Annotated in this window: 14 protein-coding genes; 11 read left to right on the forward strand and 3 right to left on the reverse strand. The window is 70.8% G+C overall.

Annotation, left to right across the window (positions count from 1 at the left end; translation table 11 throughout):
• Window positions 1–54 precede the first annotated feature (54 nt).
• On the forward strand, window positions 55–1,461 hold the full coding sequence (locus ASE01_RS08985) for a cytochrome ubiquinol oxidase subunit I (RefSeq protein WP_235535925.1): 1,407 nt from the start codon (window positions 55–57) through the stop codon (window positions 1,459–1,461).
• A complete protein-coding gene (locus ASE01_RS08990) occupies window positions 1,458–2,459 on the forward strand; it encodes a cytochrome d ubiquinol oxidase subunit II (protein ID WP_056749815.1) in 1,002 nt (333 codons plus the stop codon). The genes ASE01_RS08985 and ASE01_RS08990 overlap by 4 nt, the downstream gene beginning before the upstream one ends.
• Here the strand turns inward: ASE01_RS08990 and zwf are convergent.
• The gene (zwf, locus tag ASE01_RS08995; RefSeq protein WP_056749816.1) at window positions 2,428–3,906 is read right to left on the reverse strand and encodes a glucose-6-phosphate dehydrogenase; all 1,479 of its coding nucleotides are present in this window, start codon (window positions 3,904–3,906) and stop codon (window positions 2,428–2,430) included. The genes ASE01_RS08990 and zwf overlap by 32 nt on opposite strands.
• Before the next feature lie 157 nt (window positions 3,907–4,063).
• Between zwf and ASE01_RS09000 the strand changes: the two genes are divergently transcribed.
• Both ASE01_RS09000 and guaB read left to right on the forward strand, forming a co-directional pair.
• Complete coding sequence (locus tag ASE01_RS09000; RefSeq protein WP_162260283.1) at window positions 4,064–7,492, forward strand: HtaA domain-containing protein; 3,429 nt, start codon at window positions 4,064–4,066, stop codon at window positions 7,490–7,492.
• 76 nt (window positions 7,493–7,568) lie between these two features.
• Window positions 7,569–9,068 (forward strand): IMP dehydrogenase, encoded by a 1,500-nt coding sequence (guaB, locus tag ASE01_RS09005; protein WP_056749818.1) that lies wholly within the window; start codon window positions 7,569–7,571, stop codon window positions 9,066–9,068.
• Between the two features lie 42 nt (window positions 9,069–9,110).
• On the opposite strand, the gene ASE01_RS09010 is transcribed toward guaB, so the two are convergent.
• Window positions 9,111–9,560 (reverse strand): hypothetical protein, encoded by a 450-nt coding sequence (locus ASE01_RS09010; RefSeq protein ID WP_056749819.1) that lies wholly within the window; start codon window positions 9,558–9,560, stop codon window positions 9,111–9,113.
• A gap of 34 nt (window positions 9,561–9,594) precedes the next feature.
• Here ASE01_RS09010 and ASE01_RS09015 point away from each other — a divergent pair, with 34 nt between their 5' ends.
• Window positions 9,595–10,719, forward strand: coding sequence for a GuaB3 family IMP dehydrogenase-related protein (locus ASE01_RS09015; protein ID WP_056749820.1), 1,125 nt, complete (start codon window positions 9,595–9,597; stop codon window positions 10,717–10,719).
• A gap of 4 nt (window positions 10,720–10,723) precedes the next feature.
• The gene (locus ASE01_RS09020; protein ID WP_056749821.1) at window positions 10,724–12,229 is read left to right on the forward strand and encodes an MFS transporter; all 1,506 of its coding nucleotides are present in this window, start codon (window positions 10,724–10,726) and stop codon (window positions 12,227–12,229) included.
• Window positions 12,230–12,236: 7 nt separating this feature from the next.
• On the opposite strand, the gene ASE01_RS09025 is transcribed toward ASE01_RS09020, so the two are convergent.
• Complete coding sequence (locus ASE01_RS09025; RefSeq protein ID WP_056749822.1) at window positions 12,237–12,815, reverse strand: TetR/AcrR family transcriptional regulator; 579 nt, start codon at window positions 12,813–12,815, stop codon at window positions 12,237–12,239.
• 96 nt (window positions 12,816–12,911) lie between these two features.
• On the opposite strand from ASE01_RS09025, the gene ASE01_RS09030 reads away from it, so the two are divergent.
• The 5 genes from ASE01_RS09030 to ASE01_RS09050 all read left to right on the forward strand — a co-directional run bounded on the left by ASE01_RS09030 (window position 12,912) and on the right by ASE01_RS09050 (window position 20,290).
• On the forward strand, window positions 12,912–14,069 hold the full coding sequence (locus ASE01_RS09030; RefSeq protein WP_235535926.1) for a phosphotransferase family protein: 1,158 nt from the start codon (window positions 12,912–12,914) through the stop codon (window positions 14,067–14,069).
• Window positions 14,066–15,235 (forward strand): hypothetical protein, encoded by a 1,170-nt coding sequence (locus ASE01_RS09035; protein WP_235535927.1) that lies wholly within the window; start codon window positions 14,066–14,068, stop codon window positions 15,233–15,235. Before ASE01_RS09030 ends, ASE01_RS09035 begins: the two co-directional genes overlap by 4 nt.
• Window positions 15,236–15,356: 121 nt before the next feature.
• Entirely contained in the window at window positions 15,357–16,811 is a 1,455-nt protein-coding gene (locus ASE01_RS09040) for an aldehyde dehydrogenase (RefSeq protein WP_056749824.1), read from the forward strand.
• A gap of 120 nt (window positions 16,812–16,931) precedes the next feature.
• Window positions 16,932–18,560 (forward strand): succinic semialdehyde dehydrogenase, encoded by a 1,629-nt coding sequence (locus ASE01_RS09045; protein ID WP_056749825.1) that lies wholly within the window; start codon window positions 16,932–16,934, stop codon window positions 18,558–18,560.
• A gap of 17 nt (window positions 18,561–18,577) precedes the next feature.
• Entirely contained in the window at window positions 18,578–20,290 is a 1,713-nt protein-coding gene (locus ASE01_RS09050; protein ID WP_056750203.1) for an FAD-dependent oxidoreductase, read from the forward strand.
• Window positions 20,291–20,584 lie beyond the last annotated feature (294 nt).

A 20,584-nucleotide genomic window follows, 5' to 3' on the forward strand; every position in this document is an offset into this window, starting at 1 on the left:
TCCGCACCTCCGTGCACTTTGTGAAAGTATTCACAAGGGCGTAGCGTCGGAGCCGTGCTGACCCCTGACGTCGTCACCGCTGCCCTTGTCCACCTCGCCACCGAGGCCGAGCCGGCTGGCCTCATGCCGGCCCGCCAGCAGATGGCGCTGTCGCTGGGATGGCACATCATCCTGGCCTGCTTCGGCGTCGCCTTCCCGGCGATGATCTTCGTGATGCACCTGCGCGGCATCCGGCGCAACGACCCGGTCGCGTTGGGCCTCGCGCAGCGCTGGGCGAAGGTCTCGGCGGTGCTGTTCGCGATCGGCGCGGTGTCCGGCACCGTGCTCAGCTTCGAGATGGGCGTGCTCTGGCCCGGTCTGATGGGGACGTACGGCGACGTCCTCGGGCTGCCCTTCGCGTTCGAGGGACTCGCGTTCTTCCTCGAGGCGATCTTCCTCGGCATCTACCTGTACGGCTGGGGCCGGATGCCCCCGAAGAGACACGTCCTGATGGTCCTGCCGATGGCGATCACCGGCGTCATCGGCGCGTACTGCGTGCTCGCGGTCAACGCGTGGATGAACGCGCCGACCGGGTTCAGCCTGGTCGGCGGCGAGGTCACCGACGTCCAGCCGTGGGCGGTGCTCTTCAACCAGCAGGCCTTCCTGCAGTTCGCCCACATGTGGGTCGGCGCCTACATGCTGGCCGGCTTCTGCGTCGCCGGCGTGTACGCCGTGGGCATGCTCCGCGGACGCCGCGACGCCCACCACAGGCTGGGTTTCATCGTCCCGTTCGCCTTCGCCTCGATCGCTGCCGTGACGCAACCCTTCGTCGGACACGTGCTGGGGTTCGGCCTCGACGAGCGGCAGCCCGCCAAGCTGGCGGCCTTCGAGCTCGCCGAGACGACCGAGAGCCCCTCCCCGCTGCGCCTGGGCGGGATCCTCGTCGACGGCGAGGTGAGGTACTCGATCGACATCCCCGTGCTCGGCTCGCTGATCGCGATGAACTCGCCGGACAAGCCGGTCCCCGGGCTCGACACCATCCCCGAGGAGGACCACCCTCCGGTCAACCTGACGCACCTCGCGTTCCAGACCATGGTCGGCATCGGCACCCTGCTGGCCGCCGCCGTCGTGCTGTTCTGGGTCCAGCGCCGACGGGGCAGGGACCTGCTGCAGAGGCGGTGGTTCCTCCGGTTCGCCGCGGTCGCCGGTCCGCTCGCGGTGATCGCCCTGGAGTCGGGCTGGATCGCGACCGAGGTCGGTCGCCAGCCGTGGATCGTCTACGGCGTGATGCGGACGCCGGAGGCGGTGGGCGACTACACCGCCAGCCTCTGGTGGCTGCTGGGGATCACGTTCGTGGTCTACACGGCGATGACGGTCGGCGCGGTCGTCGTACTCCGTTCGATGGCGCGCCGCTGGCGTGAGGGTGCTGTCGACCTGCCCAGTCCCTACGCCCCCGTGCCGGCGGCGGAGGAGGAGCGATGAGCCTGGAGGTCGCTGTCGCTGCGGCGATGTTCGTCGGGGTCCTCGCCTACGCCGTGCTCGGTGGAGCGGACTTCGGCTCGGGGTTCTTCGACCTGATCGCCGGAAGCAGTCGCCGCGGCGCCGAGCTGCGCACCCTCGTCGACCACAGCATCGGTCCGGTGTGGGAGGCCAACCACGTCTGGCTGATCTACGTCCTGGTGATCTGGTGGACCGGGTTCCCCGAGTCCTTCGCGGCGGCGTCCTCGACGCTGGTGCTGCCGCTGCTGTTCGCGCTGCTCGGAATCGTGCTCCGCGGTGCGAGCTTCGCGTTCCGCAAGTACAGCGAGACCCTCGGCCAGGCGCGGCTCTTCGGCTTCGTGTTCGCCGCGTCTTCGATCATCACGCCGTTCTTCCTCGGCGCGGTGGCCGGGGCGATCGCGTCGGGCCGGGTGCCGCTGGAGGGCACCGGCGACCGCTGGTCGTCGTGGGTGAACCCGACGTCGTTGTTCGGCGGCCTGATCGCCGTCGGCACCTGCGCCTTCCTGGCCGGCACCTTCCTCGCCGCCGATGCGGCACGCAGCGGTCAGGACCGTCTGGCCGGGGAGATCCGGGTGCGCGCGCTGGGCGTGGGCCTGGTGACCGGCGTCCTCGTCTTCGCCGCGCTCGTCCCGATCGACCGCGACGCACCGACCCTCGCCGCAGGACTCGAGGGACGGGCCGCACCGCTGGTCGTGCTCGCCGCGATCGCGGGCCTGGCGACGACGTACCTCCTCTGGACGCGGAGGTACGCCGTCGCCCGGTTCACGGCGGTGCTCGCCGTCGCGTCGGTGGTGTCCGGCTGGGGCGTGGGCCAGTACCCCTGGCTGCTCGTCGACGAGGTCACCATCGTCGACGCGGCGGGTGCGACCGCGACCCTGCAGGGGTTGCTGGTCGCGGTCGGGCTGGCGGTGGTCCTGGTGGTCCCGCCGCTGGTCTACCTGTTCCGGCTCACGCAGTCGGAGGAGTGGACCCGGCACTGAACCCGCGGTCCGGTGCGTGGTTGCCGAGCCGCCAGCCGCCGAGCGGGAGCTCGAGCGCGGTGGCCGGCCCCCACGACCCGACCTCGTAGGTCTCCGTCGGCGGCCGCCGGTCGAGCACGGGCTGGAAGATCTCCCAGAGCCGGTCGACCTCCTCGGAGCTGATGAACAGCGTCCGGTCGCCGCGCATCACGTCGAGGAGCAGGCGCTCGTAGGCCTCGAGCGGGTCGGCGCCGGGGACGTCGTCGACCAGGTCGAGGCGGAAGACGCCCTCCACCAGGGCCATGTCGGGCCCGGGGCGCTTGGCCCGGACGTCGATGGCGATCCGTGGCTGGTCGGCCAGCTCGATGACCAGCTCGTTGTGCTCGGGGGTGCCGCCGCTCTCCGGCTTGAGCCAGCGGTGCCGCGGGTCGCGGAAGCGGACGGTGATGGTGCGCCGTCCGTCCGCGAGGGCCTTGCCGGTGCGCAGGTAGAACGGGACGTCGCGCCAGCGGTCGTTGTCGATCCAGAGCTCGGCCGCCACGAAGGTCTCCACCGAGGAGTCGGCGGCGACGTCGGGCTCGTCGCGGTAGCCGTCGTACTGGCCGAAGACCACGCGCTCGGGGTCGATCGGGCGCAGGGCCGAGAAGGTCGCTGCCTTCGCGGCGCGGATCGCGGAGGCGCGGAACGCGTGCGGGTCCTCGAGGGCGACGAAGCCCAGCAGCTGCGCGAGGTGGGTGGTGACCATGTCGCGCAGGCAGCCGGTGCCCTCGTAGAAGCTGCCGCGTCCCTCGACGGTGAGCTTCTCGGGTACGTCGATCTGGACGGACTCGATGCTGTGCCGGTTCCAGGCCGGCTCGAAGAGCCCGTTGGCGAAGCGCAGCGCGAGGATGTTCTGCACCGCCTCCTTGCCGAGGAAGTGGTCAATGCGGAACACCTGCTCGTCGGCGAAGGCCGAGGCCAGCACGGTCTGCAGCTCGCGGGCGGTGGCGAGGTCGGTGCCGAAGGGCTTCTCGGCGACCAGTCGTGACCTGCTGACGAGGTCCTCGCGGTCGAGCATCCCCACCATCGACTTGACCGCGCCGGGCGGCACCGAGAGGTAGAGCAGGCGGCGGACGTCGCCGAGCAGGCAGTCGGCCTCCTCGAGCAGGCGGTCCTCCGCGTCACGCACGGCCTGACCGAGCTCCCGGCCGTCGTCGGAGGAGGAGGCGACGAAGCTGATCCGTTCGAGCAGGTCGTCGGCGACCTCGGCGTCGACCTCGCCGACGAACTCGGCCAGCGCGTCGCGGACGTGCGTGCGGAACTCCTCATCGGAGCCGGGGGAGTGCCGACCGCTGCCGATCACGGCGAAGTGCCGGGGCAGCCGCCCGGCGGCGCCGAGCCGGTACAGGCCGGGGAACAGCTTGCGGGCGGCGAGGTCGCCGGTCGCGCCGAAGAGGACGAGGACGTGCGGGGGCAGCTCGGAGCTCACCCGACCAGCCTGCCGGGCCCGTCAAGGCCTCGGGTGTGACACAGGCCACTCGAGCGTTGTCGACAACCTGTCATGAAATTGAATAAGGTCAGGCTTGCCTAACTTGGTGAGCCCTTCTCGGGACGCTCCCAGCCCCCACCGTCCGGAAAGGACCCCGGTGAGTTCCCTCTCCCGCGGGCGCGCTTCGTCGCGCCCACCCGTGCTGTCCCCCCACCCCCTCCTGCTGTCCCGCCTCCCGCTCCTCCTGCTCACGCTGCTCGCCCTGATGGTGCCGGTGCTCGTGCTCGCGCCGTCGTCGGCCCGCGCCGAGGGTGAGGCCGACACCGCGACGCCGATCTCGGAGGGCGCCGTCGTCTGGGGTGTGCGGGCGTCCTTCCGCAACTACATCGGCGCGAGCGGCATCACGATCTCGGACGGCCTGACCCGCAACGCCGCCGGCGAGTTCGTCTTCGACATCGCCGACGGCAGCTACGACCCGGCCAGCAAGAAGCTCCAGCTCGACCTCGACGGCGCAGTGCGGTTCCACGCCCACGAAGGTGCGCTCGACATGACCCTGAGCGACTTCGAGGTCGTCATCGACGGCGAGCAGCCGGCGATCTTCGCCGAGGTCGTCTCCCGGACGCTCGCCGGCGAGACCGTCGACTACGGCCGGGTCGCGGTCGTCGACATCCCGTTCGAGGGCAAGAGCCCCTCGACGAGCGGCGGTCGTACGGTGTGGACCGATCTGCCGACCACGCTCGCCGAGGACGCCTCAGCGGCCTTCGCCGGCTTCTACCAGTCCGGCTCCTCGATGGACCCGGTCGACATCGACTACGCCGGTCCGGGTGGTGTCCCCGTCATCACCACCGAGGAGATCGTCTCCTCGGGTGCGCCCCAGTACGAGGCCGCCGGCGAGATCGACGGTGTCGGCGGCGTGACCAATGTCGTCGCCGACGCCCAGCGTGGCGTCCTGCACGTCCAGCACGTGCCCAGCGGTACGACGGTCCCGGTCCTGCAGGCGTACGACTACGCCACCCTCGCGCCGCTCACCACCACCCCGGTCGCGGCTGCCAACCAGGGCTACCCGGGCATGGTGCTCGACCCCGGCAACGGCGCCGTGCTGATGCCGCAGGGCGCCGGCCTGGTCGCCTACCGCCACGACCCGACGACCGGCTACGCCTCGGTGGACCTGGCGCCGGGCGTCGGCACGGTGCACGACATCAGCTACGACGCCCCGCGCGACCGGATCGTCGTGCTGGGCTCGGACGGCCTCTCCGTGCTCGCGCGCAGCACCTCGGAGGCGTCCGGTTACACCGTGACGCCGTACACGGGGGTGAGCTTCGAAGCCCGCGAGTCCGTCGCGATGTGGACCGCCACGATCGCGGTCACCAGTGCCGCGGGCTCCAGCAAGGGTGCCCGGCTCGTCCGGTTGGTGACCGCGTCCCAGGCGCTGACCCAGGAGCCGATCACCGGGGTGGGCGACGAGCGGTCCCTCCAGCCCGGCCAGTACGACCAGCCCACCATGGTGTTCCGTGACGGCCCCGGCATCTGGCTGTCGGCGTACACCGGCAGCAAGATCCGCATCGGCTCCACCAGCAGTGGCTACAAGGCCACCACGCCCTGGCTCCGTGCGACCCCCGGCTCCTTCCTCGTCGACCGCAAGGAGCACCTCACCCACTCGGTCCTGATGCTCGACTACTCCGCCCGCAAGGCAAGGGTCTGGAAGGGCGACGGCTGGACCGATCTCAGCATCCCCGGCCTCGGCTCGGGATCGTTCTCCAACCACCTCGGCGGCGACATCGGTACCGACCAGACCGTCTTCATCGGCAGCACGACCGAGGACGACCGGTTGCTGAGGTACCGACTGACCGGCGTCGCGCCCGTCGCGACCACCTCGCCGGCCAGCTCCTCGGTGAGCCTCGAGGAGGGCGTGAGCACCGAGGACGTTACCCTCACCGCGGCGTTCACCGGTTCCGACAGCCTGCGGTGGCAGACCCGGGTCAGCAGCACCGGCCGCTGGACCACCATCGCCGGTGCGACCGGCGGGAGCCTCACCTGGCCGGCCACGATCGACGACAACGGCCGCCAGTTCCGGGCCCTCGGTGCCAGCGACCTCGCGACTGCGACGTCACTGACCGCCACCCTCACGGTGAAGTTCTTCCCCCGCGTCGCGGCGCAGCCCGACGACGTCGCCGCGACGCCCGGCGAGGACGTCCAGTTCAAGGTCATGCCGGCCGGCAGTCCGTATCCCTCCGTCGTGTGGCAGCGCCGGGTCGACGGGTTCTGGCAGACCATCGACGATGCGGACGAGGACGTCGACGTCGACGGCGGTTTCCTCACCATCAAGGACGCCGACCTCGACCAGAGCGGCGTGAAGATCCGGGCCCGGCTGGCCAACGAGCTCGGTGTGACCTACTCGCGGACGGCCACCCTCACCGTCGCGGCGCCGTCGACCGTCAAGCGGGAGATCGACGGAGGCACCCTGACCTGGGGCGTCAAGCAGTCCTTCCGCGACTACGTCGTGGGCCCGATCGCCCACGGCTCGGTCACCGTGGAGGACGGTGCGGTCCGCAACCAGGACGGCACCTTCACCTTCGCCGTCGCCGGCGGCTGGAGCGACCCGGCGGCCGGCACCGCGGAGGTCCAGCTCGACGGCAGCGTGACGTTCGCCGGTCACGACGGTCCGCCGACCTGCGCGCCGGAGTACTCGCCCTGCCTGCAGCTGACCGTCTCCGACCCGGTCCTGCGCCTCGACGACGACGGCGCCGTACTGGTCGCTGACGTGACGTCGAAGGACGAGGCCAGCCACCAGCTGGTCGAGTACCCCGGTGTCGAGCTCGCCGACGTCGATGCCGCCACCGGCTGGAAGCTCGTCGGTGACCGGATCACCGCCGGTCCGCTGCCCGCGACGCTCACCTCCTCGGGTGCCGGTGCGTTCGCCGGGTTCTACGCCGCCGGCACGCAGCTCGACCCGATCAGCCTCGACGGCGAGCTCGGTGAGGAGATCACCGAACCGGTCGACGTCGCGACCACCACCACGGTCAGTCTCGCCTCCAGCACGCTGACCTTCGGCCGACAGCCGGTCGCCACCGTGCGGGTGGCCGACGCCGCCGGTGCTCCGGTCGCCGGCACGGTCGACGTCGAGGTCAACGGGCGTCTCCTGAAGGGCACCCTCGCCGGTGGTCAGGCGAAGGTCCTGCTGCCGCGCACCCTGCGTCCGGGCAGCCACCAGGTCGCGGTGCGCTACGTCGGCGCCGAGCGGCTGCTGGCCTCCAGCGCCGCCACGACGCTGAAGGTCGTCCGGACCAGGCCGTCAGTCACCTGGCAGCTCGGCTCCCGCCGGATCACCACCCGGCAGACCCCTCTGGTCCGCGTCCACGCCACGATCCCCGGTGCTGCCGGCCTCCACCCGTCCGGCCAGGTCGTGGTGAAGGACGGCGGCAGGGTGATCAAGGTCGCCACCCTGCGCAGCACCGCGAAGGGCCGGATCTCGATCCGCCTGCCGCGCCTCGCGCGCGGAACGCACCACCTGCGGATCGAGCTCAGCGCGACCACCCTCCAGCAGGGTGTGGTGACGACGTACAAGGCGCTGTCCGTGCGTCGCTGACCCAGCTCCCGTCCCATGGCAGGGCACTCGCGGACGCGGGTGCCCTGCCATGGCGAGGGCCCCCTAGAATGAGGGGGTGGAGGTCCCGGACAAGTTTGCAGCCCTAGGTCTCACCTACGACGACGTCCTGTTGCTGCCTGGTCATTCCGACCTGGCGCCGGACCAGATCGACACCACGTCGCGGTTGACCCGGGAGATCTCGTTGCGCTCGCCGCTGATCAGCGCCGCGATGGACACCGTGACCGAGTCGCGGATGGCGATCGCGATGGCCCGTGAGGGCGGCATCGGCATCCTGCACCGCAACCTCTCTGCCGAGGAGCAGGCCTACCAGGTCGACCTCGTGAAGCGGACCCAGACCGGGATCATCTCCAACCCGGTCACCATCGGGCCCGACGCGACGCTGGAGGACCTCGACCGGATCTGCGGCGAGTACCGCGTCTCCGGCCTGCCCGTCGTCGACGCCGGCAACCGTCTGCTCGGCATCTGCACCAACCGCGACCTCCGGTTCACCCCCGTCGCCGAGTGGGCGACGACCAAGGTCGACGAGGTCATGACCCCGATGCCGTTGATCACCGGCCACGTCGGGATCAGCCGTGACGACGCCACGTTGCTGCTGCGCCAGCACAAGCGCGAGCGCCTGCCGCTCGTCGACGACCAGGGTCGCCTCGGTGGCCTGATCACGGTCAAGGACTTCGTGAAGTCCGAGCAGTTCCCGCTCGCGTCCAAGGATGCGGACGGCCGCCTCCTGGTCGGCGCGGCCATCGGCTACTTCGGTGACGCCTGGGAGCGGGCGACCGGCCTGATCGAGGCTGGCGTGGACGTGCTGGTCGCCGACACCGCCCACGGCCACGTCACCCTCCTGCTCGACATGGTCCGTCGGCTCAAGTCCGACCCCGCGACCAGGCACGTCCAGGTCATCGGCGGCAACGTCGCCACCCGCGAGGGCGCCCAGGCGTTCGTCGATGCCGGCGCGGACGCCGTCAAGGTCGGCTTCGGTCCCGGCTCGATCTGTACGACGCGCGTCGTCACCGGCTGCGGCGTCCCCCAGATCACGGCGGTCTACGAAGCATCGCTCGCCGCCGGTCCCGCAGGCATCCCCGTCATCGCCGACGGCGGGCTCCAGCAGTCCGGCGACATCGCGAAGGCGATCGTCGCTGGTGCCGAGTCGGTCATGATCGGCTCGATGCTCGCCGGTTGCGAGGAGTCGCCCGGCGAGGTCGTCTTCCACCAGGGCAAGCAGTTCAAGGCCTACCGCGGCATGGGATCGCTCGGCGCGATGTCCTCGCGGGGCAAGAAGTCCTACTCCAAGGACCGCTACTTCCAGGCCGAGGTCACCAGCGACGACAAGATCGTCCCCGAGGGCATCGAGGGTCGCGTCGCCTACAAGGGTCCCCTCGCCGGTGTCGCCCACCAGCTCCTCGGTGGACTGTCGCAGTCGATGTTCTACGTCGGGGCGCAGACCGTGCCCGAGCTGCAGGAGAAGGGCCGGTTCGTCCGGATCACCTCCGCATCGCTCAAGGAGAGCCACCCCCACGACATCGAGATGACCGTCGAGGCCCCCAACTACCACCGGTGAGCGGAGGGCGCGAGCCGCGTTCGCGGGCTCGCGTCACGAGGCTCAGGTGCGGCGGTCGTGCACCGGCGCGAACAACCGGTCGACGTACGGCGTCGCGGCCGCCATCTCGCCGAGTGGGTCGAGCACCCGGGCCAGCTCGTCGGGGTCCGGGTCGGGGCGTCGCCAGCACAGGTCCAGACCTGCTGCGGTGAACGGGGTCCGCTCGAACAGCGTGACCAGCCACGGTCCCTCGTGCGCCACGACCTCCCACCGCGAGGTGAGCAGCCGGGTCGCGCCGACCCCGCGCCAGGTCCAGCCGCCGCCCGTCGCGGGGGAGTCGAGACCGAGCACCACCCGGTCCCGGCCGCGCCGTCGGTAGAGCACCGTGTCGGTCATCCGACCGTCCGGGAGCAGGGTGTAGCTGATGGTCGGATCGGTGCGTCGGCGCCAGAAGGAGAGGCTGGTGCGCACGACGTACCAGGTGCCGTCGAGCTCGGGGGTCGGGTCGCTCACAGGGTGAGTCTGCCGTCACCGATATCCTTCTCCGGTGAGCGACATCGAGATCGGCCGAGCCAAGCGGGCCCGCCGCGCGTACTCCTTCGACGACATTGCGATCGTGCCGTCGCGGCGCACGCGTGATCCCGAGGAGGTCAGCGTCGACTGGCAGATCGATGCCTACCGGTTCTCGCTGCCGATCCTCGCCGCGCCGATGGACTCGGTGATGTCCCCGCGCACCGCGATCGAGTTCGGTCAGCACGGCGGTCTCGGGGTGCTGAACCTCGAGGGTCTCTGGACCAGGTACGACGACCCGGAGCCGCTCCTCGAGGAGGTCGCCGGTCTGCAGGGCGTGGAGGCGACCCGTCGCCTCCAGGAGATCTACGACGAGCCGATCAAGCCCGACCTGATCACCGAGCGCCTGCGCGAGATGCGCGAGGCCGGCGTGACGGTTGCGGGGTCGCTGTCCCCGCAGCGCACCAAGGAGTTCGCCAAGACGGTGACCGATGCCGGGGTCGACCTGTTCGTCATCCGTGGCACCACGGTCTCCGCCGAGCACGTCTCCAGCCAGGCCGAGCCGCTGAACCTCAAGGAGTTCATCTACGAGCTCGACGTCCCGGTCATCGTGGGCGGCTGTGCCACCCACCAGGCCGCGCTCCACCTGATGCGCACCGGCGCAGCCGGGGTCCTGGTCGGCTTCGGCGGGGGAGCGGCCCACACCACCCGCACGGTGCTCGGCATCGCCGTCCCGATGGCCAGCGCCGTCGCCGACGTCGCCGCCGCCCGCCGTGACTACCTCGACGAGTCCGGTGGCCGCTACGTCCACGTCATCGCGGACGGCTCGATCGGCAAGTCCGGCGACCTCGCCAAGGCTGTCGCCTGCGGTGCGGACGCCGTCATGGTCGGCTCGCCGCTCGCACGCGCCACCGACGCGCCGGGGCGTGGGTTCCACTGGGGCGCCGAGGCCCACCACGCGGACCTGCCCCGTGGTCAGCGCGTCCAGTTCGACCAGGTCGGCACGATCGAGGAGATCCTCTTCGGTCCCTCCCGCGTCGCCGACGGCACGATGAACCTCGTCGGTGCGTTGAAGCGGTCCATGGCCACGACGGGCTACACCGAGCTCAAGGAGTTCCAGCGGGTGGAGGTCGTGTCCGGTCCGTTGACGTCGCCGACGTGACCCGATGAGCGACACCGCGGGATCGGTGCCACCCGGGTCGTCGCCGCCCGCGGACCTGCAGATGGGCAGCGCCGCCGGTCGGTGGGTCCTGCTCGCGACCGTTCTCGGGTCGGGCCTGGCCATGCTCGACGCGACGGTGGTCAACGTCGCCCTCGGCCGGATCGGTGAGGACCTCGACGCCGGCTTCGCCGGGCTGCAGTGGACGATCAACGCCTACACCCTCTCGCTCGCGGCGCTCATCCTCCTCGGCGGCTCGCTGGGCGACAGGTTCGGACGGCGCCGTGTCTTCCTCGTGGGCGTGGTCTGGTTCGCCGTCGCGTCCCTGCTGTGCGGCATCGCGCCGGACATCGCGACACTGGTCGGCGCCCGGGCGCTCCAGGGTGTCGGTGGCGCGCTGATGACTCCGGGCAGCCTCGCGATCATCGCGGCGTCCTTCCACCCCGACTCCCGCGCGGCGGCCGTCGGCGCCTGGTCCGGTCTCGGCGGGATCGCCGGCGCGGTGGGCCCCCTCGTGGGTGGCTGGCTCGTGGAGTGGCACTGGCGCCTGGTCTTCCTGGTCAACGTGCCGGTCGCCGCGGTCGTCGTGGTGGTCGCACTCCGCCACGTCCCCGAGTCCCGGGACCCGAACGCTGCCGACCGGATCGACGTGGCCGGTACGGCGCTGGCGGCGCTCGGCCTGGCGGCGCTCACCTTCAGCCTGACCCGCGCCGGGGACGTCGGCTTCACCGGCAACGTGCTGTCGATCCTGGCCGTCGGACTGGCCTGCCTCACGGCGTTCGTCGTGGTCGAGGCCCGCTCGTCCCACCCGCTCGTGCCCCTCGACCTGTTCCGCTCGGCCCAGTTCAGCGCGGCCAACGCCGTCACCTTCCTGGTCTACGCCGCGCTCGGCGTGCTGTTCGTCTTCCTCGTGCTGCAGCTCCAGGTCGTCGCGGGCTGGTCCCCGCTGCGGTCGGGCACTGCGGTGCTGCCCGTGACCGTGGTGATGCTGCTCTTCTCCGCGCGTTCGGGGGCGCTCGCCCAGCGGATCGGGCCGCGCCTGCCGATGGCGCTCGGCTCGCTGGTCGCCGCCGCGGGCGCGCTCTGGATGGCGCGCATCGGCCCGGACGCGTCGTACGTCGTCGACGTGCTGGCGCCGGTCGTCCTCTTCGGCATCGGCCTCACCCTGCTGGTCGCCCCGCTCACGGCCGCCGTGCTCGACGCCGCCGAGAGCCGGCATGCGGGGGTGGCCTCGGGGGTGAACAACGCGGTCGCCCGCACTGCGGGACTGATCGCCGTCGCCGCGATCCCGGTCGCCGTCGGCATCGGGGGAGCCGACTACACCGATCCGGTGGCCTTCGACGCAGGCTATTCACGGGCGATGGTGGTCAACGCGGTGCTGCTGCTGGGAGGTGCCGTCCTCGCGGCCGTGTTCATCCGCCGACCTGTCGCCGTCCACGACCGACTTCCCATCGAGGACTGTGCGCACTGCGGGGTCACCGGGCCGCAGCTCCACCCTGCCGACCCGGCCTAGGGTCGTCTCAGGGTCTCAGGCCGCGGGCCAGCATCGCCGCGATCCGCTCGACCCAGGCATCGTCGAGCTCTCCGGGCGTGAGCAGCAGGCCGGCGATCACGGAGCCGATGACGACCCGGAGGACGTCGTCGGCGCGCGCGTCGTCTCGCGCCTCGCCGTCGGCGACCGCCTCGCGCAACCGCTCTCCGAGCGCGCCGAAAACGCCCTCGAAGCGGCGCATCATCGCGGCGTGCAGGTCGGGCCAGGTGGTCACCTCGGCAAGGAGTCCGGGCAGCGCCGCTGCTCCGGGCGGCGAGCTCAAGGTGTCCAGGGTGCCGCGCACGATCCCGGCCAGGTCGGTGGCCAGGTCGGCCCCGAGGACCAGGTCCTGGGCGAGCTCGTCGGGGAACGCCGCCTCGTGGATCAGGTGGGGCAGGGCCGGCCACCGGCGGTACAGCGCAGCCTTCGTCGTCCCTGCACGGTCGGCGACCGCCGCCACGGTCACGGCAGGGTAGCCACCCTCGACCAGCAGGTCGCGCACGGCGGCGAGGGCTGCCTGCTCGATCCGGGGGTCGCGCGGCCGACCTGCGGTGCGCGGGTTCGCCATACCTCTTCCCCTCTTTCGATACCGAGGGTACCGTAATCGTCCGTTGACAAGTAGAACACGTTCTAACAGGGTGGACCCGCACCCTCAGGAGGACCCGTGACCCCGTCCGAGCAGTCGGCGCCCCCGGCCGACATGACGCTGCAGCGATCGAGCCGCGACGCCGACGACCTGCGGTCGCGACTGACCGACTGGCTGACGGGCGTGCTGCCCGCCGGGGCCGAGCCAGAGGTCATCGTCCACGACGGCATCCAGACCAACGGCATGTCGAGCGAGACGGTCCTGATCGGCATCAGCACCCTGGTGGACGGCGAGCGCGTCACGCGTGAGTACGTCGCCCGGGTCGCCCCGGCCACGGCCGACCTGCCGGTCTTCCCGGAGTACCGCCTCACCGACCAGTACGACGCGATGCGTCTCGCCGGCGAGCTGGCCGGTGTCCCGGTCCCGCCGGTCGGCCTGAACGAGCCGACGGGGGAGGTGCTGGGGACGCCGTTCTTCCTGATGGAGCGGCTCGACGGCGCCGTGCCGCCGGACGTGCTGCCCTACCCGTTCGGCGACAACTGGCTCTTCGACGCCTCGCCCGAGCAGCAGGCGCTGCTGCAGCGCAGCAGCGTCGACGTGCTCGCCCGCCTGCACGCGATCCCGGACGCGTCGAGCACCTTCGCCTTCCTGGACCCGGCCGTGACCGGCCACGACGGCGCGACCCCGCTCGCCCGCAACCTCGCCAAGACCCGCGCCTGGTACCAGTACGCCCTCGACGCGCCGGAGGGCAGCCCGCGCTCGCCCCTGATCGAGCGCGGTCTGGTGTGGCTGGAGGCCAACCTCCCGGCCGATGAGGGCGAGCCGGTGCTCGTGTGGGGCGATGCCCGGATCGGCAACATGATGTACCGCGAGTTCGCGCCGGTGGCGGTCCTCGACTGGGAGATGGCCACCCTCGGTCCGCGCGAGCTGGACCTGGCGTGGATGGTCTTCGCGCACCAGGTCTTCCAGGAGATCGCGACCATGCTGGGGCTCCCCGGGATGCCGGAGTTCCTCGCCGCGGACGACGTCGTGGCGACGTACACGGAGATCAGCGGCGTCGAGCCCGGCGACCTGACGTGGTACCTCGTCCACGCAGCGGTCAACTGGGGCTGCGTCTTCCTGCGCACCAGCGCGCGCCAGGTCCACTTCGGCGAGATCGAGGTCCCGGCGGACCCGGAGTCGGTCTTCCACCACCGCCCGCTCTTCGAGCGTCTCCTGGAGCAGGTGGGCGCATGAGCATGCACGACGAGTACGTCGGCCTCGGGCCCCTGGACGAGTACCCGATCCACCAGATGCCGCGCCCGATGGCCTGGGCGGGCAGCAGCGACCGGAACTTCTACGACCGCTGCTACTTCAACGCCCACGACCGCACCGGCGACCTGTTCCTGATCACCGGCCTCGGCTTCTACCCGAACCTCGGCACCAAGGACGCCTTCGTCCTGCTCAGCCGCGAGGTCGAGGGGCGCCGCGAGCAGACGGCGGTGCACCTCGGTGACGCCGCCGATCCGCGTGGGGCGGACCGGATGGCTCAGCAGGTCGGGAACTACCGGATCGAGGTGCTCGACCCGCTCAAGAAGATCCGGATCGTGATGGAGGAGACCGAGGGCGTCGCCCTCGACCTGACCTGGGAGGGCTCCTTCGACGTCGTTCAGGAGCTCCCGCACGTCATGCGGCAGGGCTCCGGCACGATCCTCGACGCCCAGCGCTTCGCCCAGGTCGGCACCTGGGAGGGTCTGGTCAGCGTCGACGGCTCCGACATCGCGGTGTCGCCGGAGACGTGGGTCGGCTCGCGTGACCGCTCCTGGGGCATCCGGCCCGTGGGGGAGGCGGCGCCCGCGGGCAAGCCGGCCGACCCGGCCTTCGACGGCATGTGGTGGCTCTACGTCCCGATGCGCTTCGAGGAGTTCTGCATCGTGCTGATCCTGCAGGAGACGCCCGACGGCTTCCGGACGCTCAACGACTGCACCCGGGTGTGGAAGGACGGTCGCGTCGAACAGCTCGGCTGGCCGCGCGTCCAGGTCCGCTACACCTCGGGGACCCGCGTCCCGACCGGCGCCACGATCACCTGCACCACGCCCGAGGGCAAGGAGCTGGTCCTCGAGGTCTCCTCGTTGCTGGCCACGCCGATCCACGTCGGCGGCGGCTACGGCGGTGACTCGGACTGGACCCACGGAGTGTGGAAGGGCGCCGGCTTCACCGAGCGGTTGACCTACGACCTGGCCGACCCGGCCGTCGCCGGGCGTGTCATGTTCGGGGTGATCGACCACGTCGGTCGCGCCACCGTCCACGGGCCCGGTGCCGGCGTACCCGACGGCGCCGAGGGGTGGGGCCTGTTCGAGCACGGCGCCCTGGGGCGCCACGACCCCAGCGGCTTCGCCGACTGGTTCACCCTCGCCCCCTGATGTCCCGCGAAGTGCGTGGTTTTCTCCATCGAGGTGCGTGGTTTGCGCACACCTCGATGGAGAGAACCACGCACTTCGGCAGAGAAAAGCCCGCACTTCGCACCCGACCCAAGGACCTGACATGACCCTCGACCGCGACGCCCTCTTCATCGGGAGCACCTGGGCGAAGCCCGCCACCGACGCCGTGATCGAGGTGGTCTCGCCGCACACCGAGGAGGTCGTGGCGCGGGTGCCCGAGGGATCGAGCGCTGACATCGATGCCGCGGTCGCCGCCGCGCGCACGGCGTTCGACCAGGGCCCGTGGCCGCGGATGAGCCCGGCCGAGCGGATCGAGGTCGTGCAGAACCTGTCCGGCCTGTACGCCGCCAGGCTCGACGAGATGGCCACCATCATCTCCACCGAGATGGGCTCGCCGATCTCGTTCAGCAGCCTGGCGCAGGCGCCTGCCCCGTGGATGCAGATCGAGGCGTTCCTGGCCATCGCCCGGGAGTTCCCCTGGGAGTCGACCCGGCCGGGTGCGCTGGGCTCCGACGTCGTCGTACGTCACGAGCCGGTCGGTGTGGTCGCCGCGATCCCGCCGTGGAACGTCCCGCAGTTCACGATCCTGTCCAAGCTGGTGCCGGCCCTGCTCGCTGGCTGCACCGTCGTGGTCAAGCCCGCCCCGGAGACCCCGCTCGACGGCTACCTGCTCGCCGAGCTGCTGATCGAGGCCGGCGTGCCCGACGGTGTGGTGTCGATCGTCGCGGGCGGTCGAGAGGTCGGCGAGCACCTGGTGCGCCACCCCGGCGTGGACAAGGTCGCGTTCACCGGATCGACGGCGGCAGGCCGCAAGATCGGTGCGATCTGCGGCGAGCAGCTCAAGCGGGTCTCGCTCGAGCTCGGCGGCAAGTCGGCCGCGATCATCCTCGACGACGCCGACGAGACGGCTGCGATCGAGGGCCTGAAGTTCCTCGGCGTGATGAACTCCGGCCAGGCCTGCGTCGCGCAGACCCGCGTCCTGGTCAGCCGGGCCCGCCATGACGCCTTCGCCGCGGCCCTCGCCTCGGCGATCGGTTCCATGAAGGTCGGCGACCCGCTCGACCCGGCCACCGAGATCGGTCCGATGGTCGCGCAGCGCCAGCAGGAGCGGGTGTCCTCCTACATCCGCATCGGCCAGGACGAGGGCGCCCAGCTGCTCACCGGTGGTGAGGGCCGACCCGAGGGCCTGGACCGTGGCTGGTACGTCCGCCCGACCGTCTTCGCCGGCGTGGACAACCGGATGCGGATCGCCCAGGAGGAGATCTTCGGTCCCGTGCTCTCCGTCATCGCGTACGACGACGTGGCCGACGCCGTGCGGATCGCGAACGACTCGGAGTACGGCCTCGCCGGCACGGTCTGGACCGCGGACGCCGAGGCGGGGCTCGAGGTCGCCCGTGGCGTCCGGACCGGCACCTACGGCGTGAACACCTACACGATGGACTTCGCCGCGCCCTTCGGTGGCTTCAAGGCCTCCGGCGTCGGCCGCGAGTTCGGTCCCGAAGGGCTCGCGCAGTACACCGAGGCCAAGTCGATCTATCTCTCGGCGCCGCCGATGTAGGGCCCCGCGGGGTCGGTTCAGGCGCGGAGCGCGGTTCTTGACATCGTCTTGGGATGTGTAAAGCGGCACATCTGCTACTGATCAGTAGATTCGGTGACGCCGCTCACCTACTCTCGTCTCATGAGTGATGCGATCTCCGGTCCCGGCGCTTCCGGCGGCCCCGTTGTCGAAGGCCCCCACGACCCGGAGCACGACCCCCGGGCGTCGTACGCGCTGGAGCCCGAGCACGTCGCCCGGTTGACCGAGCGGATCCTCACGACCACCGGGCGCACGACCGTGGTCCACTCGCCGCTCGACGGCGCTCCGCTGGCCAACATCCCGCAGTCGAGCGCCGACGACGTCGCCGAGGCGTTCCGCCGGGCCCGCATCGCGCAGGCCGCCTGGGCACGGGTCTCGATCGACGAGCGCGCCCGCATCCTGCACCGGCTGCACGACATCGTGCTGGACCGCCAGGCCGAGATCATCGACCTGATCCAGCTCGAGTCCGGCAAGGCCCGCAAGCACGCGTTCGACGAGCCGCTCCACATCGCGCTCACCGCCCGCTACTACGCGCGCACGGCCCACAAGCACCTCGACACCCGGAGTGCTCCCGGCGTCGTGCCCGTCCTCACCAAGGTCGAGATCAACCGCCTCCCCAAGGGCGTCGTCGGCATCATCTCGCCGTGGAACTACCCGTTCACGATGGCGCTGTGCGACGGCCTCCCGGCCCTGCTCGCCGGCAACGCGGTCGTGACCAAGCCCGACGCGCAGACGATGCTGTCCGCCCTGCTCGGTGCGCAGCTCCTCGAGGAGGCCGGCTTCCCGCGTGACCTGTGGCAGGTCGTCGCCGGACCGGGCCGCGAGCTCGGCACGCCGATCATCGATCGTGCCGACTACATCTGCTTCACCGGCTCCACCGCGACCGGCAAGATCATCGCCCGGCAGGCGGCCGAGCGACTGATCGGCTGCTCGCTCGAGCTGGGCGGCAAGAACCCCATCCTCGTGCTGCGTGACGCCGACATCGAGCGGGCCGCGGAGGGTGCCGTCCGGGCGAGCTTCTCCAACGCCGGCCAGCTGTGCGTCTCGACCGAGCGGATGTTCGTCGCGGACCAGGTCTACGACCGCTTCGTGGAGCGCTTCGTCGCGCGTACCAAGGCGATGAGCCTCGGCGCGACGCTGGGTTGGGACGCCGACATGGGCACGCTCATCTCCGCCGACCAGCTCGAGACCGTCACCGCCCACGTCGAGGACGCCGTCGCCAAGGGAGCGCGCGTGCTCGCCGGCGGCAAGGCGCGGCCCGACCTGGCGCCGTACTTCTTCGAGCCGACCATCCTCGAGGGCGTGACCCCCGAGATGACCTGCTTCGGCCACGAGACCTTCGGCCCCGTGATCTCGATCTACCGCTTCCACGACGAGGCCGACGCGATCGCGCGCGCCAACGACGGGGAGTACGGCCTCAACGGCTCGGTCTACACCCGCGACACCGTCCGTGGCCGGGCGATCGCCCGCCAGATCAAGTGCGGCACCGTCAACGTCAACGAGGCGTTCGGGGCGACCTTCGCCAGCATCGACGCCCCGATGGGCGGCATGCGCGAGTCCGGCATGGGCCGCCGCCAGGGCAGTGACGGGATCCACCGCTACACCGAGGTGCAGTCCGTGGGTACGCAGCGGCTGATCCGCTTCGGCCCGATGTTCGGGATGTCCGACGAGGGCTACGCCAAGTTCATGACCGCCTCGCTGCGGATCATGGACAAGCTCGGCCGCGCATGACCAAGGGGGAGAACCACATGACCGACTTCGACTACGACGTCCTCGTCATCGGCTCCGGCTTCGGTGGCTCCGTCACCGCGTTGCGGCTGACCGAGAAGGGCTACCGCGTCGCCGTCCTGGAGGCTGGCGCGCGCTTCGACGACGCCGACTTCGCCGACAACTCGTGGGACCTCAAGAAGTACCTCTACGCCCCGGCCGCCGGGTGCTACGGCATCCAGCGCATCGACATGGTCAAGGACTGCATGATCCTGGCCGGCGCCGGTGTCGGCGGTGGATCGCTGGTCTACGCCAACACGCTCTACGAGCCGCTCGAGCCGTTCTACAAGGACCCGTCGTGGGCCCACATCACGGACTGGAAGGCCGAGCTGGCGCCGTACTACGACCAGGCCAAGCGGATGCTCGGCGTCGTCGAGTACGCCAGGATGACGCCCTCCGACGAGGTCATGAAGGAGGTCGCGGAGCGGATGGGCCGCGGCGACACCTTCCACCCGACGCCGGTCGGCGTGTTCTTCGGCGGTCCCGGCGAGCAGCCGGGCCAGGAGGTCGAGGACCCGTACTTCGGCGGCGCCGGCCCCCGGCGCAACGCGTGCACGGACTGCGGCGAGTGCATGACGGGTTGCCGTCACAACGCCAAGAACACCCTGGTCAAGAACTACCTCTACCTCGCCGAGCAGAACGGCGCCGTGGTGCACCCGCTGACCACGGTCACCCGGGTGCGGCCGATCAAGGGCGGCGGCTACACGGTCGACACCCGCTGGTCGAAGGCCAAGCTGTCCCGTCGTACGGCGACCAAGACGTTCACCGCCGAGCAGGTGATCTTCTCCGCCGCCGCGCTCGGCACGCAGAAGCTGCTGCACCGGCTCAAGGCCACCGGCGACCTGCCCAACGTGTCGGAACGGCTCGGCCACCTGACCCGGACCAACTCCGAGTCGCTGCTGGGCGCGATCGCACCCGCCGAGAGCACCGTCGACTACTCCAAGGGCGTGGCGATCACCTCGTCGTGGCACCCGGACGAGCACACCCACATCGAGCCGTGCCGCTACGGCGTCGGCAGCAATGCGATGTCGCTGATGCAGACCGTGCTCACCGACGGTGACGGCGACCAGCCGCGCTGGCGGGTGTGGCTCAAGGAGCTGTGGAAGCAGAAGGCCAACGTCAAGGACCTGTACGACGTCAAGCACTGGTCGGAGCGGGTCGTGATCGCCCTGGTCATGCAGTCGGTCGACAACTCCATCACGACCTACCCCAAGAAGGTGGCCGGCAAGTTCGTGCTGTCCTCCAAGCAGGGCCACGGTGCGCCGAACCCGACCTGGATCCCGGTCGCCAACGACGCCGTGCGCGAGATGGCCGACGTGATGGGCGGGATCGCCGGCGGCACGATCGGTGAGCCGTTCAACCGGCCGCTGACCGCTCACTTCATCGGTGGCTGCACGATCGGTGACAGCCCCGAGACGGGTGTGGTCGACGGCTACCAGCGGGTCTTCAACTACCCCGGGCTCCACATCGTCGACGGCTCGACCATCTCGGCCAACCTGGGCGTGAACCCGTCGCTGACGATCACCGCCCAGGCCGAGCGGGCCATGGCGTACTGGCCCAACAAGGGCGAGGACGACACCCGTCCCGTCCTGGGTGAGGTCTACGAGCGGATCCAGCCGATTGCGCCGAAGGCGCCGGTCGTGCCTGCCGACGCGCCTGCTGCGCTGCGGCTCCCGATCGTGGGGGTCAGCTGAGTCGGTGGGTGCAGGAATCCCCGCCTCGCCGGGTCGCCCCGTTCTTTTCCCGCCAAGTTGTGCCGTCCCGGCGTAACCCACCTTCACCGGGGTCGTTGATCCCTGCGAGCCCGGGAATCACGCTCCCTCCCGAAGCCCGGGCTCGGTCCAAGCACTGTCCATCAGCTGCGTGGACAACCAGGGCCCGACCACCCTCCCTCCCCGGTCGGGCTCTGGTTCATTTTTGGGGCTCCCCGAACCTGTCCGCAGGCACTCCGTCCGGGTTCTCCACAGGTCCGCCTCGCCGACGTTGAC

It is taken from the genome of Nocardioides sp. Root190, assembly GCF_001428565.1.
Taxonomy (GTDB): Bacteria; Actinomycetota; Actinomycetes; order Propionibacteriales; family Nocardioidaceae; genus Nocardioides.

Excerpts from the sequence above, each read along its gene's own strand:
- ASE01_RS08990 (WP_056749815.1), top strand. The coding sequence starts at position 1,458 with ATGAGCCTGGAGGTCGCTGTCGCTGCGGCGATGTTCGTCGGGGTCCTC.
- ASE01_RS09020 (WP_056749821.1), top strand. The coding sequence starts at position 10,724 with ATGAGCGACACCGCGGGATCGGTGCCACCCGGGTCGTCGCCGCCCGCG.
- ASE01_RS09025 (WP_056749822.1), bottom strand. The coding sequence starts at position 12,815 with ATGGCGAACCCGCGCACCGCAGGTCGGCCGCGCGACCCCCGGATCGAG.
- ASE01_RS09035 (WP_235535927.1), top strand. The coding sequence starts at position 14,066 with ATGAGCATGCACGACGAGTACGTCGGCCTCGGGCCCCTGGACGAGTAC.
- ASE01_RS09040 (WP_056749824.1), top strand. The coding sequence starts at position 15,357 with ATGACCCTCGACCGCGACGCCCTCTTCATCGGGAGCACCTGGGCGAAG.
- ASE01_RS09045 (WP_056749825.1), top strand. The coding sequence starts at position 16,932 with ATGAGTGATGCGATCTCCGGTCCCGGCGCTTCCGGCGGCCCCGTTGTC.
- ASE01_RS09050 (WP_056750203.1), top strand. The coding sequence starts at position 18,578 with ATGACCGACTTCGACTACGACGTCCTCGTCATCGGCTCCGGCTTCGGT.